Below are 14,759 nucleotides of genomic sequence, written 5' to 3' on the forward strand. Positions count from 1 at the left end.
CTGACTATTCCAACCTGAGCACTGCAAGGAAGGCTTCTTGTGGAATTTCCACGTTGCCGACCTGCTTCATGCGTTTTTTACCGGCCTTCTGCTTCTCGAGCAGCTTGCGCTTACGGCTGACGTCACCACCGTAACATTTGGCCAGTACGTTCTTTCTGAGCGCCTTGACGGTTGTACGCGCGATAATCTGACCGCCAATGGCGGCCTGGATTGCCACGTCGAACATCTGACGAGGAATCAGTTCTTTCATCTTTTCAGTCAACGCGCGGCCTTTATAGGCGGCGTTGTCACGGTGCACGATCAGCGCCAGAGCGTCGACCTTGTCGCCGTTGATCATCACGTCCAGGCGAACCAGATTGGCCGACTGATAACGATCGAAATGGTAGTCCAGCGACGCATAACCGCGGCTGGTCGACTTCAGTCGGTCGAAGAAATCCAGCACCACCTCGTTCATTGGCAAATCGTAGGTCACTTGGACCTGCGTGCCGAGGAACAGCATGTCGTGCTGAATGCCACGCTTCTCGATACACAGCGTAATGACGTTGCCCAGGTGCTCTTGAGGCACAAGAATGTTCGCCCGCACGATCGGCTCGCGCATGTCCTCGATGGTGGACAGGTCTGGCAATTTCGACGGGTTGTCGACGTAAATGGTTTCACCGGTCTTCAGCAGAAGCTCGAAGATGACCGTCGGTGCGGTGGTGATCAGGTCCAGGTCGTACTCGCGCTCAAGGCGCTCCTGGATGATCTCCATGTGCAGCATGCCGAGGAAGCCGCAGCGGAAGCCGAAGCCCAGCGCGTCCGAGCTTTCCGGCAGATACTGCAGGGAAGAGTCATTCAGCGTCAGCTTTTGCAGCGCGTCGCGGAAGTCTTCGAAGTCATCGGAGCTGACCGGGAACAGACCGGCGTAGACCTGCGGCTGGATGCGCTTGAAACCGGGCAGCACCGGAACGTCCGGGGTGGTGCTCAGGGTCAGGGTGTCACCCACTGGCGCGCCGTGAATGTCCTTGATGCCGGCGATGATGAAGCCCACTTCGCCCGCTTTCAGATCAGCGGTGGCGCTGTGCTTGGGGTTGAACACGCCCACGCTATCGACGAGGTGCATCTTGCCGGTCGACTTGACCAGAATCTTGTCGCCCTTCTTGACGCGGCCGTGACGCACACGCACCAGGGAAACAACGCCCAGGTAGTTGTCGAACCACGAATCGATGATCAGCGCTTGCAGGGGATCTTCGATGTTGCCGGTCGGTGCCGGGATGGTGTGAACCAGACGCTCCAGCACTTCGTCGACGCCCAGGCCGGTCTTGGCGCTACAGACCACGGCGTCGGTGGCATCAATGCCGATGATCTTTTCGATTTCTTCCTTGACCCGGTCCGGATCGGCCTGAGGCAGGTCAATTTTGTTCAGGACCGGCATGACTTCCAGGCCCTGTTCGATAGCGGTGTAGCAGTTGGCGACGGATTGGGCTTCTACGCCCTGACCGGCATCGACCACCAGCAACGCGCCCTCACATGCCGCCAGCGAGCGGCTGACTTCGTAGGTGAAGTCAACGTGCCCCGGGGTATCAATGAAGTTGAGCTGGTAGGTGATCCCGTCCTTCGCTTTGTAATAAAGCGTGACGCTGTGGGCTTTGATCGTAATCCCGCGCTCACGCTCCAAGTCCATGGAATCGAGGACCTGAGCTTCCATCTCGCGCTCGGTCAGGCCGCCGCACATCTGGATAAATCGGTCAGCCAGCGTCGACTTGCCATGGTCAATGTGGGCGATGATGGAGAAATTGCGGATATGACTCAAATCACTCACGGATCAACACTCGAAAAAGGTCGCAGGCAGACTGCCCGCCAAAAATAGCCGGGAATTGTACCTGAAGGAACGATCAGGCGTCACGTTCACGCGCAGCGCCTGCTCGCCATGCACCCTGGGGACACAAAAAAAGGAGCGGTCTGACCGCTCCTTTTTGCTGTTCCCGACGGGCTATTCCGCCAGTTTGAACGTGATGAATGTCGCACGACCCTGACGCAGCACGCGCATGGAGACAGAGCGATTCTTCGGCAAGCCCTTGGCCACTTCAGTGAACTGCTTGGACGAAGTGATCGCCTGGTTGTTCAGGTGAGTGATGACATCACCCGACTGCAGACCGATCAGCGACGCAGGACCGTCCTGGACTTCCTTGATGACGACGCCGCCCTTCAGGTCCAGCGACTTCATCTGTTCAGCGGTCAGATCGACCACGGAAACGCCCAGGCGGTTGCTGCTGCGCTCAACACCGGTGTCAGCCGCGCCCATCTCTTCGCCTTCGGCCGGCAGTGCACCCACAGTCACCGTGAGCTTCTGACGCTTGCCGTCGCGAATCACTTCCAGCTCGGCCTTGCTGCCGTCTTTCAGGTTGCCAATCAGGTGCGGCAAGTCTGCGGACATGACGATAGGCGTGCCATTGGCGCTCAGGATCACGTCGCCGACCTGCAAACCACCTTTGGCGGCCGGTCCGTCTTCAAGCACTTGAGCCACCAGCGCACCGGCCGGCTTGTCCAGACCGAAGGACTCGGCCAGGTCTTTGTTCACTTCCTGAATCACGACACCCAGCCAACCACGATTGACCTTGCCGCTGGCCTTGAGCTGGTTGGCAACGTCCATCGCCACGTCGATCGGGATGGCGAACGACAGTCCCATGAAGCCACCGGAGCGGGTGAAGATCTGCGAGTTGATACCCACCACTTCGCCCGCCATGTTGAACAGCGGACCGCCCGAGTTACCCGGGTTGATCGCCACGTCGGTCTGGATGAACGGCACGTAGGTATCATTCGGCAGACTGCGGCCCTTGGCGCTGACGATGCCTTTGGTCACCGAGTGATCGAAGCCGAACGGCGAGCCGATCGCCAGCACCCATTCCCCGACTTTCAGCTTGTCGGAATTACCCAGCTTGACGGTGGGAAGGTCCTTGCCGTCGATCTTCAGCACCGCGACGTCGGTACGAGGATCGGTGCCGATCAGCTTGGCCTTCATTTCGCTGCGATCTGAAAGACGCACGAGAATCTCATCGGCACCATCGATCACGTGATTGTTGGTCAGGATGAACCCGTCGGCGGAGATGATGAAGCCCGAGCCGAGTGACTGAGCCTCACGCTGGCGATCGCCCTTGCCGCCCCCTGGCGCACGGGAGCCTGGCGGCGTGCTGCGCTCAAGGAATTCACGAAGCATCGGTGGCAGGCCTTCCAGATCAGGCATCTGACCTTGGGCAACCGCGCGGTCCGGCAGTTTTTGACGCGTACTGATGTTGACGACTGCAGGGGAAGCCTGCTCCACCAGAGAGGTGAAGTCCGGCAGGGCTTCGGCCTGAGCAGTGAAGACCTGTCCAAGCATCAGCACAGCGGCCATCCAGGCCAGGTAAGGTTTCAAGCGTGGTATCGACATATGGCTCCCGTTTACAACGAGCATGGTTAAGCGGTACGAGCCCGCAGGCTCGCGAAGCATCTGTGTGTCGCGGCTTCCCGTGACACCTGTGTCTGCTCCAGTTTCCTGGACCCTGAAACAACAAAGGCCACAGCTGCGAAGCTGTGACCTATAGAAAAAAATACACCCGATTGCAACCGACAAAGCGCACTAAACATTTCAGCAGTACCAGTGAAGCCCATATTTAAAGGCTTGTGAGCGTGAAACGACCGAATGAAACCTTTTTCATAGTGGCCATCACCGGCGTGCAGAATCAGTTCTTGCTCGTGGTCGCAGCATCGTCGCGCATCGACAACGCAATGCGCTCGGCGGTCCCAATGGGGATCTCGCCCACCACGGTCACCATCGCATCACCCTTGGGTGTGGTTACGCGACGGGAGACGGCAACAGTTGGCCCTAACTGAGTTCGGATGTCCGTGACCGCGGCGCCAGTGACGGGCTCGACGAACACCGAAAAACGGGCGAGGCCATCGTCATACATCAGGCTCGTCACCAGACTTTTCGAGTCCGGATCCTTGCGTGCGGCAGCGCTGCTCAGGTCAAAACCGGGAGGCAACCAGTCCGAGCGCCATGCAACATTCTGCTTTGGCGCATCTGCTTTGGACCTGGCCACTTCAACCGGCTTGCAGTCAGCACTTGGCGACAGCATCTGATCAGTCAGCGACTGCGAGGTGTAGAGGTCGGTGAACTGGAAGCGCTCGAGCAATTGGCCCTTGTCACTGAGCAACAACGACTTCAATGGCAGACCGGTTTCACTGTCGAGGTGCAGTTCGATGCCGTAGCGGTGCTGATCACGGGGGGTAAGCGTCACCACATTGGCCACACGTCCGGCAACACGTGAGGTGCCTGCTGACTTGATGTCATACCAGGATGACAACCTGGCAGCATCAAAAGCTCGGGCCGGAGAATCGGGAACGCTGGACACACCCTCTTCGAGGGTACCGCTCACGCACTGGGTAACCCCGTCGACGCGCAGTACTTCCTGAGGAGAGCCATCCAGTTGAAGTAGATGCTCGCGAACCTTGCCGTCGGCGACGCGCTGCCAGATTCGGTGAGTAGAGAAGCTTCCGTTACGCTCGTAAACGAATGTGCCGGTGTAGCTTTGCCGTTGCTCGGCCTGCGCAAGACGTTTCAGCTGGTCTTGCGCGTCATCGGCATGAGCTGGAAGGACCAGCCATCCACCCAGCAGAAGCGGCAGTAGAGGGATGGCGCGCATGATCCTCCTTAACGGTTTTCCAGGCTTGCGGCACGAGCGTATGGCAGAGCGCCTTCAGCGCCTTTCATGGCAGCTTGCTGAGCATGCTGACGCAGGTAACCTGGCAGACGTTGGTCATGCCAACCGGCCTGGTTCTGCAGCACACCGCTGGCCATCGGACCCGGGGACTGCTCGCCCTCGGTGTAGCCTGCGAGCACCGCCGGGCCTTTGGCCTGCGGCATTGCGACGTTGGCCGGCTGAGATTGCTGAGCCAGTTGCGCCCCGGCAATTTCGTCCTGGTTGTACAAGCGGACACCAGCCAGAACGGCAACAGTCACCGAGGCGGCTACCGCCAGGCGACCCAGCGTACGCCAAGGGCCGCGACCGGCCTTCAACGGGCTGACTTCATCAGCGATTCCGGCAGCAACGGCAGCCGAAATATCCAGATGAGGCAGCAACAGTTCTTTATGCATTGCTGCACGGGCAATCTGATAACGGGACCAGGTGGCTCGTGTGTCTGCATCTTCAATGGCGCTAAGCACCCGACGCAGTTCCAATTCGTCCGCTTCGTTATCCATCACCGCGGACAGCGATTCCTGCAGGGCTTCACGACTCATGGCGGTTCCTCTCTTGTGGCTATCGCCGCTGTCTCAGGTTTCCTGCAACAGAGGTTGCAAGGCTTTGTCGATGGCTTCCCGAGCGCGAAAAATGCGAGAGCGCACGGTACCAACCGGACATTGCATGACACTGGCAATGTCTTCGTAACTCAGACCGTCGAACTCACGCAACGTTAAAGCTGTACGCAAATCTTCTGGCAGTAGCTGGATAGTTCGATGGACGGTGCCTTCGATCTCATCCCGCAGCAATGCCCGTTCTGGCGACTCGATGTCCTTGAGGCCGTGATCGCCATCGTAGAACTCCGCGTCTTCCGATCTGACATCGCTATCCGGCGGACGCCGACCTCGCGACACCAGATAGTTCTTCGCCGTGTTAATGGCGATACGGTACAGCCACGTATAAAACGCACTGTCACCGCGGAAGTTACCAAGTGCGCGATAGGCTTTGATAAAAGCCTCTTGCGCAACATCCTGGGCTTCGTGGGTGTCGTGAACAAATCTCACGATCAACCCAAGAATCTTGTGCTGATATTTCACCACTAGCAGATCAAACGCTCGCTTGTCGCCGCGCTGTACGCGTTCAACCAGCTGCTGATCTTCTTCCTGGGTTAGCATGAACACTCCTCATAAAGCTTAAAGGAGCATCGCATCGGCTCTTTCGCAGGCTTGCAAACATAGACTCGGGCTTTAAGCAAAAGTTCTCCCCCCTTCAAGCAAGTTTCCGGCGGGCGTCTGCTGCCCGCACAGAAAACGCCGCTCGAACCAGGTCGGCTGCGTAAATAATCTTGTCGTCAAAAACGTTCGTACTGGCTGGAAACTGCCACTGCGTAACGTCGACGCTGTTCCTTTATGGGCAACCCACTATTGAACGTGCGGGTTCGTGAAAAGTTCCCATCGTTCATTATTGGCCGTAAGACACATCCCCCGTCAGTTGTAGGACTCAATCCATATGAAGCTGTGGGAAAGATCGCATCCATCAAACGGGGTGCGGGAGATTGCGAGGTGGCGCACACTCCGCTCCCACCGTGATTCACCGTTGCCATAAAGCGCGGACATTGTGCCGTTCCACACTTGCTTATACTAGTGGCCATTTAGACGCCGGTACCTGAGATGAGTCAGCATTTCCAGCACGACGTATTGGTAATAGGCTCCGGCGCAGCCGGTTTGAGTCTTGCACTGACATTGCCCGAGCATTTGCGCGTGGCGGTCCTCAGCAAAGGCGATCTGGCGAACGGCTCGACGTTCTGGGCTCAGGGCGGCGTTGCGGCAGTGCTGGATGACGCCGACACCATACAGTCACACGTGGAAGACACCCTCAACGCCGGCGGCGGCCTGTGCCATGAGGACGCAGTTCGGTTTACCGTCGAGCACAGCCGCGAGGCCATTCAATGGCTGATCGACCTTGGCGTGCCCTTTACCCGCGATGACCCCTCGACCGTCGTCGACGGCGGCTTCGAGTTTCACCTCACCCGCGAAGGGGGTCACAGCCATCGCCGGATTATTCATGCCGCCGACGCTACCGGCGCGGCGATCTTCCGCACATTGCTGGCGCAGGCCAGCGCACGCCCCAATATCGAATTGCTGGAACAGCGCGTGGCAGTCGATCTCATCACCGAGTCCCGGCTGGGCCTGCAAGGGCAGCGTTGCCTGGGCGCCTACGTGCTGGATCGTTCGACGGGAGAGGTCGACACCCACAGCGCGCGTTTCACCATTCTGGCGTCCGGCGGCGCGGCGAAAGTCTACCTCTACACCAGCAACCCAGACGGCGCTTGCGGCGACGGCATCGCGATGGCCTGGCGCGCAGGCTGCCGCGTGGGCAATCTGGAGTTCAACCAGTTCCACCCCACCTGCCTGTACCACCCCTTGGCCAAGAGCTTTCTGATTACCGAAGCCCTGCGCGGCGAAGGCGCTTACCTGAAGCTGCCCGATGGCGAACGCTTCATGCAGCGTTTTGACCCAAGGGCCGAATTGGCTCCCCGCGACATCGTTGCCCGGGCGATTGACCACGAGATGAAACGCCTGGGCGCCGACTGCGTGTTTCTGGACATCAGTCACCAGTCCGAAGACTTCATCAAGAGCCACTTCCCGACCGTGTACGAGCGTTGCCTCACGTTCGGTATCGACATCACCCGTCAACCGATTCCGGTGGTGCCGGCGGCGCACTACACCTGTGGCGGCGTTATGGTTGACCAACAGGGCCGCACCGATGTGCCTGGACTGTATGCGATCGGCGAGACCAGCTTCACCGGCCTGCACGGCGCCAACCGCATGGCCAGCAACTCGCTGCTGGAGTGCTTCGTGTACGCCCGCTCGGCTGCGGCAGACATCGTGACTCAGCTTGAGCACGTCCCCCAGCCGCAAAACCTGCCGGCATGGGATTCGAGCCAGGTGACCGATTCCGACGAAGACGTGATCATCGCCCACAACTGGGATGAGCTGCGTCGGTTCATGTGGGACTACGTGGGCATCGTGCGCACCAACAAGCGTCTGCAGCGCGCTCAGCATCGGGTGCGGCTGTTGCTGGACGAGATCGACGAGTTCTACAGCAACTACAAGGTCAGTCGCGATCTGATCGAGCTGCGCAACCTGGCCCAAGTGGCAGAGCTGATGATTGCTTCAGCGATGGCGCGCAAAGAAAGCCGCGGTCTGCACTACACGCTGGATTACCCCGACATGCTGCCCGAAGCGCTGGACACTATTCTGGTGCCGCCCACCTTCGCCGGCTGAACTTCAGGCGCAAACGCAGGCGTCGGTGACTGTCCGGGGCCATGGCGTCTGCCGGGATGCACAGGCTTCGCACCCACATGCGGCTCAGCCAATGGCCCGTCATCCGCCTGAAACGCAGCACAACCAGGTGCGGCAGCGCCAGGCTGTCGGGGCGCAGCTGCACCGGTTGCCAGCCGCCCTCCTCGCTCCACAACGCCCAGCCGCTGCCGTCACGGCGCACCCCCGTAGATGACTGAGGCCGGTCCAGCAGAATGAACGTCCGGAGACTGCGTGCTGCGTGCAAGGCGCACAGCAAGACGCCGATGGCTTTTGCCCACAAGGGAATTGAAAGGAAAACGGTCGACGCCAGCGCAAGGATTTGCGTGACGAGGTACGCCGTCAGCAGCGCCCGGGAAGGCTGCCAACGGCATTCGAAGCGATCACTTCGGCTGGACACGGTCCAGGATCATCCGAACCATGCGTTGCAGCTCCGGATCTTCGGATTCCGCGCGCTGCATGAACCAGCCGAACATGTCCTGATCTTCACAGGTCAGCAGGCGCACGTAGAGGTCGCGATCGACCTGATTGAGCGTCGGGTAGACTTCTTTGACGAACGGCACCAGCAATACGTCCAGCTCGAGCATGCCGCGACGGCTGTGCCAAAAGAGGCGATTGAGTTCAACATCTTCGACCATGGAGGGCTCCTCGAATTTGCCGGCGAGTATACAGGCGCATCGTCCCGGGGCGTACTTGCAGTTAGTCGCAGCTTTTTGCGTATACCCATTAACGACACGCGGCACTATGATGGTGCCCCAGACTTCTACCCTGCGATGACTCATGGCCGTTCCAGCATTTTTCTGCCCCCTGTCCCATGAAGGTGTGCTCGCCGTTCGCGGCGTGGATGCCGGCAAATTCCTGCAAGGCCAACTGACTTGCAACATCGACTACCTAAGCGAAGGCAAAGCCACCCTCGGTGCGCGCTGCACGCAAAAAGGCCGCATGCAGTCGAGCTTCCGCATCCTGCTCGAAGGTGATGGCGTGCTGCTGGCGATGTCCAGCGAGCTGATCGAAGCGCAATTGCTGGACCTGAAGAAATACGCGGTTTTCTCCAAATCCAAACTGACCGACGAAAGCGTGTCCTGGGTGCGATTCGGCTTGCAGGATGGCGACGGGGCACTGGTCAGCCTTGGCCTCGACCTTGCGCAGGAGACCGACTCGGTGGTCCGCGCCAATGACCTCATCGCCATTCGCGTCTCCCCTGCCCGTGCCGAATTGTGGGTACGTGCCGAGCAGGCCGAGGACGTGCGCAGCCGGCTGATCTCCCACGTGCCGCAAGCGCCGCTCAACGACTGGTTGCTGGGGCAGATTCGCGCCGGCATCGGCCAGGTGGTCGGGCAGACTCGCGAAGAATTCATTCCGCAGATGATCAACCTGCAAGCCGTGGGCGGTGTGAGTTTCAAGAAAGGTTGCTACACCGGCCAGGAAATCGTGGCGCGCATGCAGTACCTCGGCAAGCTGAAACGCCGGCTGTACCGCCTGACCATGGGCAGCACAGAACTGCCTGAACCGGGCGCTGCACTGTTTTCGCCGGTTCACTCAAGCGCAGTAGGCAACGTTGTGATCGCGGCCCGGTCTGATGTCGGGATCGAGGTGCTGGCGGTCTTGCAGGCGGATGCGGCGGAAGATGGCCGGATCCATCTGGGTGCGGCAGATGGCGAGGCCCTGCAAATGAGCGAATTGCCATACACCCTCGACGCGAAGCTCGAAACACAGCGTTGAACCCGGTTGAGGCATGTGCAAGACGTCGGCGTAGTTGCCAGCGCCGTCCCCTCGTGTGGACGGCCGTTGGCCGGAATGCAATGTCCAGAGATCCAATATGAGTAGCATGGCTGACGAAGTGCAGAGGGATCTGATCAAGGCGATCGACAAGGATGCTCTGTTTCTGCCAACTCTCCCCGAAGTTGCACTGAAAATCCGCCTCGCGGCGGAAGACTCGGAAATCTCCATTGCTGCACTGAGCAAGGTCATCGGCAGCGACACCGCGCTTTCCGCACGGCTGATCAAAGTCGTCAACAGCCCCCTGCTGCGGCCCAATTTCGAAGTCAGCGACGTGCTGACGGCGGTCCGACGGCTGGGCGTTAACTACAGCTGTAACCTGGCCATCGGGCTGGTGGTGGAGCAGATGTTTCACGCCAAATCCGACGTCATCGAAACCAAGATGCGCGACATCTGGAAACTCAGCATGCAGGTGGCCGGGGTGTGTAATGTCCTCAGTTACCGCAGTGCGCGCCTCAAGGCTGACAAGGCCACGCTGGCCGGGCTCATCCACCTTATTGGTGTGTTGCCGATCCTGACGTACGCCGAGGACAACTACGAGTTGCTCGCCGACCCGATCAGCCTCAATCACGTCATCGAACGCATCCATCCGATCATTGGCGAGCGGCTGCTGCGCTCATGGGATTTCCCGGACGGCCTGGCGATCGTGCCCCGGGAATTCCAGAATTTCAGCCGTGTCTCGGGTCAGGCTGACTACGTGGATCTGGTCCAGGTCGCGACGATTCACATTCACGAAATGAACGGCACGCCGTACTCGAATCTGCAGTTTCAGGCCGTTCCCGCCGTGGCGCGGTTGGGCCTGAACATGGCCGATGGCGGGCTGATCAACGAGATGAACCAGGCAATGACGCTGTTGTACTGATCCTGTTGACCTAACCGGTCAAACCAGCCCCACCAGCCCCGACTCCGGCACCATAAAGCTCACCCTCACTTTCAAGCCCCGCTGTGCGCCGTCATGCAAGGTGATACGCGCCAGGTGTGCCCTGCAGATCTCCCCCACGATCGCCAATCCCAGACCGGAGCCCTTGCTCTGCTGATTACGCCGGTAGAAGCGCTCGAACACTCGCTCGCGCTCGTGGGCGGGGATGCCGGGGCCGTCGTCCTCGACTTCAAGCACACACGGCGCATGAACACGCAAAATCACGTTGCCGCCCGCCGGGGTATGAGCCAGGGCGTTATCCACCAGGTTGCTCAGCAGTTCGTTGAGCAACGTGGGTTCGCCGCGCATCCACACCGGCTCGTCGGCTTCCAGCGCCAATGCCACACCCCGTGCATGGGCCAGCGGCGCCATGGCCATGCCCAGCTCCCGGGCCAGCTGACTGAGGTCGAGCAATTGTGCGCCGCCCTCCGCAATGGCCCGCGCGCCATTTTCGATGCGTGCCAGCGACAGCAACTGGTTGGCCAGGTGGGTCAGTTTGTCGGTGCCGGAGGCGGCGCTCTCCAGCGTGTTACGCCACGCCGCAGGCTCCTGATCACGCAGCCCCAGCTCCAGCCGCGCCTTTAATGCAGCCAGCGGCGTGCGTAATTCATGGGCGGCGTCGGCGATGAATTGCGCCTGACGCTCGAACTGCATGCGCAGCCGTTCGGTAAAATGATTGAGGGAGCTGACCAGCGGACGCAGCTCGTGCTGCACTTCGACCAGCGGCAACGAGCGCAAATCGTCAGGCTGGCGTTCTTCCACCGCCGTGCGCAAGCGGTCCAGGGGTCGCAACGCGGCGCTGACCGTGAACCAGACCAGCAGCAGAGCGCCGCTGCCGAGCATGCCCAGACGCAGCAGGGTATCGGCCATCAGGGCCTGGGCCATGTCGACCCGCGCCTCTTCGGTTTCCGCCACGCGAATCTCGGCCATGCCGTTCATGTTCGGCTCGCTCACGGCCTTGAGCAGGCTCACCACTCGCACATCCTGCCCCTGATAACGCGCGCTGTAGAACTTGGCGAGCGCCGGATAGGCGTCGGTGCGCGGCGTGCCTTGGGGCGGCGCGGGAATATTTTCGTAGCCCGAAATGAGCTTCTGATTGATGTCGTTGACCTGGTAGTAGATGCGCCCCGCGCTGTCGTAGGCGAAGGTGTCCAGGGCCACATACGGTACGTCGGCGCTGAGGGTGCCGTCGCGTTCCGACAACCCGGCAGCGATGGTCCGCGCCGAAGCCAGCAAGGTGCGATCGTAAGCAGTGTCTGCCGCTTCGCGTCCGTTCCAGTAGGCGCTCATGCCGCTGGCGATCATCAGCATCACCAGCAGCAGACCGAGGTTCCACAGCAAGCGCCAGCGCAGGCTGTTTTCCGCTGAAGGGAACGGATTAAGCATCCCGGCTTTCCAGCAGATAACCCAGACCCCGAAACGTGACGATCGCAATCGGGTGCCCGTCGAGCTTCTTGCGCAGACGGTGCACGTAGATTTCGATGGCGTCGGCGCTGGCCTCTTCGTCCAGGCCGAATACCTGGGCCGCCAGTTGCTCCTTGCTCATCACCCGACCGGGCCGGGCGATGAGCGATTCGAGCACCGATTGCTCGCGGGAGGTCAGCGTGAGGAGTTCTTCGCCCAAGGTGAAGCGGCGGGTGTCGAGGTCGTAGACCAGCTCCCCGCAGCGTTGCTGGCGTTCGCCACCCAGTACGCTACGGCGCAACAACGCCTTGACCCGCGCTTCCAGCTCGGACAGCTCGAAGGGTTTGGCCAGGTAGTCGTCGGCGCCGAGGTTGAGGCCGTGGACCCTGTCCTTGACGTCGCTGCGGGCCGTCAGCATCAGCACGGGCGTGTTCTTGCCCCGCGCCCGCAGACGCGCCAGCACTTCGAAGCCGTCCATGCGCGGCAGGCCGACGTCGAGCACCACCGCGGCATATTCTTCGCTGCTCAGGGCCAGATCAGCTGCGACGCCGTCGTGCAGAACGTCAACGGTCATGCCGCTGCTCTTGAGGGCCAGCGCGACACTTTCAGCCAGTTGCAGATGATCTTCGACGAGCAGGACACGCATCGACTTCTCCAGAGTGGGCATTTTATGGGCCGAGTTTACAGGGGCGCCGTCGTCTGTGAAGGTCCGACGCGCGGGAACAGCCACCTCCTGCGCTTGAAGCGGATCAGTTGAAAGCTTCCTGAAAGGTAGTTGAAAGGTTCACGAAAGCTTCGCTGATTAGGATCCCGTTACGACTTGTCACGATTGCGTCCCGCGCGACGCTGCTGATGCCAGGGCCGTGACGAAAAACGCCTTGATGCGTTTTCAACAATAAAAACAATATCGGAGTCATCAGTGATGCCCTCACTGCCATCATCGGCCCTCGTGCCGTCAGAATCCCATTGTGTTTACTGTTCACCTCGCAGCCCTGTTGCGCGGTGTTTCGTCACGTCCGCATTGCGTCGGCCCACTCCTTCTCAAGGCTGTGGGACGACTGCCTGACAAACGTACGACCGCCTGCCCCCATTAAAACAACGACTCCTCTGGAGACGAACCATGAACCTATCGTTGCGCCAAATCAGCGTTGCCGCCAGCTGCATGCTGATGGCCACCCAATTGTGGGCCGCCGAGCCCAATCGTCCTGAATGCATCGCGCCGGCTTCCCCCGGCGGTGGCTTCGACCTGACGTGCAAACTGGCGCAGAGCGCGCTGATCAACGAGAAAATCCTCTCCAAACCGATGCGCGTCACCTACATGCCGGGCGGCGTCGGCGCCGTGGCGTACAACGCGGTGGTCGCCCAGCGCCCTGCCGACGCCGGCACGCTGGTGGCCTGGTCCAGCGGCTCGCTGCTGAACCTGGCGCAGGGCAAATTCGGCCGTTACGATGAAAACGCCGTGCGCTGGCTGGCCGCCGTCGGCACCAGCTACGGCGCGATCGCAGTCAAGGCTGATTCGCCTTACAAGAACCTCGACGATCTGGTTAAAGCGCTGAAAGCCGACCCGGGCAAAGTCGTCATCGGCTCAGGCGGCACCGTGGGCAGCCAGGACTGGATGCAGACCGCACTCATCGCCAAGGCGGCCGGCATCAACCCGCGGGAGCTGCGTTATGTCGCCCTCGAAGGCGGCGGTGAAATCGCCACTGCCCTGCTCGGCGGCCACATCCAAGTGGGCTCCACCGACATTTCCGACTCCATGCCGCACATCCTCAGCGGCGACATGCGCCTGCTGGCAGTGTTCTCTGAAGAGCGTCTGGACGAGCCGGAAATGAAGAACATTCCGACCGCCAAGGAACAGGGCTACGACATCGTCTGGCCGGTGGTGCGCGGCTTCTATCTGGGGCCAAAGGTGTCGGACGAGGAATACAACTGGTGGAAAGCGGCGTTCGACAAGCTGCTGGCCTCGGAAGACTTCGCCAAGCTGCGCGATCAGCGTGAGCTGTTCCCGTTCGCCATGACCGGTGAAGAGCTGGACAAGTACGTGAAAACCCGCGTCGCCGAGTACAAAACGCTGGCCAAGGAATTCGGCCTGATTCAGTGACTGAACCCATCGAAGCGTACTCGATTGACTGAGGATTGCGCCGCCTGCGCGGTGGCGCGATCCGGGAGTTTTCCATGGTTATACAACGCATTTTCGCCGTCGTGCTGCTGCTGGTCTGTATCGGCCTCGCCATGATGGCATGGCCTTATCAGGCGCCGTTTTCCTACGAACCCGTTGGCCCCCGCGCCTTCCCGCTGCTGATGCTGGCGCTGATGGGCATATCGCTGCTGTACATGGCGATCCGTCCGACACCGATCGTGCACTCCGAGGAAGAACCGGCGCTGGACCGTCCGACGCTGATCAAAATCGGCATCTGCACCCTGCTGTTGCTGGTATTCGCCGGGTTGTTCGAGCCGCTGGGCTTCGTGCTGAGCAGCATTCTGATCGGCATCCCCATGGCGCGCCTGTACGGTGGCCGCTGGCTGCCAAGCGTCGTGATCATCACCTTCATGAGCATCGCGTTATACGTGCTGTTCGACAAAGTGATGGATGTGCCCCTGCCCCTCGGCCTGCTCGACGTTCTGGAGAACTGA

General features: G+C 60.4%; 14 protein-coding genes. 5 read left to right on the plus strand and 9 right to left on the minus strand.

What is annotated here, in order from left to right:
* Window positions 1-4: 4 nt before the first annotated feature.
* From lepA to rpoE, 5 genes are all read right to left on the minus strand, one after another.
* A complete protein-coding gene (gene lepA / locus SLW75_RS14490; protein ID WP_065992448.1) occupies window positions 5-1,801 on the minus strand; it encodes a translation elongation factor 4 in 1,797 nt (598 codons plus the stop codon).
* A 171-nt stretch (window positions 1,802-1,972) separates the two neighbouring features.
* Entirely contained in the window at window positions 1,973-3,409 is a 1,437-nt protein-coding gene (locus SLW75_RS14495) for a DegQ family serine endoprotease (RefSeq protein WP_065992446.1), read from the minus strand.
* 292 nt (window positions 3,410-3,701) lie between these two features.
* Window positions 3,702-4,664, minus strand: a complete 963-nt coding sequence (locus SLW75_RS14500) for a MucB/RseB C-terminal domain-containing protein (protein WP_410934783.1) — start codon at window positions 4,662-4,664, stop codon at window positions 3,702-3,704.
* 8 nt (window positions 4,665-4,672) lie between these two features.
* Entirely contained in the window at window positions 4,673-5,260 is a 588-nt protein-coding gene (locus SLW75_RS14505; RefSeq protein ID WP_065992442.1) for a sigma-E factor negative regulatory protein, read from the minus strand.
* A 33-nt stretch (window positions 5,261-5,293) separates the two neighbouring features.
* Window positions 5,294-5,875, minus strand: coding sequence for an RNA polymerase sigma factor RpoE (gene rpoE / locus SLW75_RS14510; protein ID WP_037014368.1), 582 nt, complete (start codon window positions 5,873-5,875; stop codon window positions 5,294-5,296).
* 495 nt (window positions 5,876-6,370) lie between these two features.
* Between rpoE and nadB the strand changes: the two genes are divergently transcribed.
* Complete coding sequence (nadB, locus tag SLW75_RS14515; protein ID WP_410934784.1) at window positions 6,371-7,987, plus strand: L-aspartate oxidase; 1,617 nt, start codon at window positions 6,371-6,373, stop codon at window positions 7,985-7,987.
* Here nadB and SLW75_RS14520 read toward each other — a convergent pair.
* Together SLW75_RS14520 and SLW75_RS14525 are read right to left on the minus strand one after the other, a co-directional pair.
* Window positions 7,956-8,423: a protein YgfX gene (locus tag SLW75_RS14520; RefSeq protein WP_410928542.1), complete on the minus strand. Its 468-nt coding sequence runs from the start codon at window positions 8,421-8,423 to the stop codon at window positions 7,956-7,958. The genes nadB and SLW75_RS14520 overlap by 32 nt on opposite strands.
* Entirely contained in the window at window positions 8,407-8,661 is a 255-nt protein-coding gene (locus SLW75_RS14525) for a succinate dehydrogenase assembly factor 2 (protein ID WP_065992433.1), read from the minus strand. Before SLW75_RS14525 ends, SLW75_RS14520 begins: the two co-directional genes overlap by 17 nt.
* 142 nt (window positions 8,662-8,803) lie before the next feature.
* Between SLW75_RS14525 and SLW75_RS14530 the strand changes: the two genes are divergently transcribed.
* Window positions 8,804-9,745, plus strand: a complete 942-nt coding sequence (locus SLW75_RS14530; protein WP_065992432.1) for a YgfZ/GcvT domain-containing protein — start codon at window positions 8,804-8,806, stop codon at window positions 9,743-9,745.
* 97 nt (window positions 9,746-9,842) lie between these two features.
* Complete coding sequence (locus SLW75_RS14535; RefSeq protein ID WP_065992430.1) at window positions 9,843-10,664, plus strand: HDOD domain-containing protein; 822 nt, start codon at window positions 9,843-9,845, stop codon at window positions 10,662-10,664.
* An 18-nt stretch (window positions 10,665-10,682) separates the two neighbouring features.
* On the opposite strand, the gene SLW75_RS14540 is transcribed toward SLW75_RS14535, so the two are convergent.
* Window positions 10,683-12,107 (minus strand): sensor histidine kinase, encoded by a 1,425-nt coding sequence (locus SLW75_RS14540; RefSeq protein ID WP_410934785.1) that lies wholly within the window; start codon window positions 12,105-12,107, stop codon window positions 10,683-10,685.
* Window positions 12,100-12,771 (minus strand): response regulator, encoded by a 672-nt coding sequence (locus SLW75_RS14545; protein ID WP_065992426.1) that lies wholly within the window; start codon window positions 12,769-12,771, stop codon window positions 12,100-12,102. Before SLW75_RS14545 ends, SLW75_RS14540 begins: the two co-directional genes overlap by 8 nt.
* Window positions 12,772-13,245: 474 nt before the next feature.
* On the opposite strand from SLW75_RS14545, the gene SLW75_RS14550 reads away from it, so the two are divergent.
* Entirely contained in the window at window positions 13,246-14,226 is a 981-nt protein-coding gene (locus SLW75_RS14550; protein ID WP_065992422.1) for a Bug family tripartite tricarboxylate transporter substrate binding protein, read from the plus strand.
* Window positions 14,227-14,300: 74 nt separating this feature from the next.
* Window positions 14,301-14,759, plus strand: coding sequence for a tripartite tricarboxylate transporter TctB family protein (locus tag SLW75_RS14555; protein WP_108122261.1), 459 nt, complete (start codon window positions 14,301-14,303; stop codon window positions 14,757-14,759).

The organism is Pseudomonas sp. W5-01 (assembly GCF_046540435.1).
GTDB classification, from domain to species: Bacteria; Pseudomonadota; Gammaproteobacteria; order Pseudomonadales; family Pseudomonadaceae; genus Aquipseudomonas; species Aquipseudomonas graminis_B.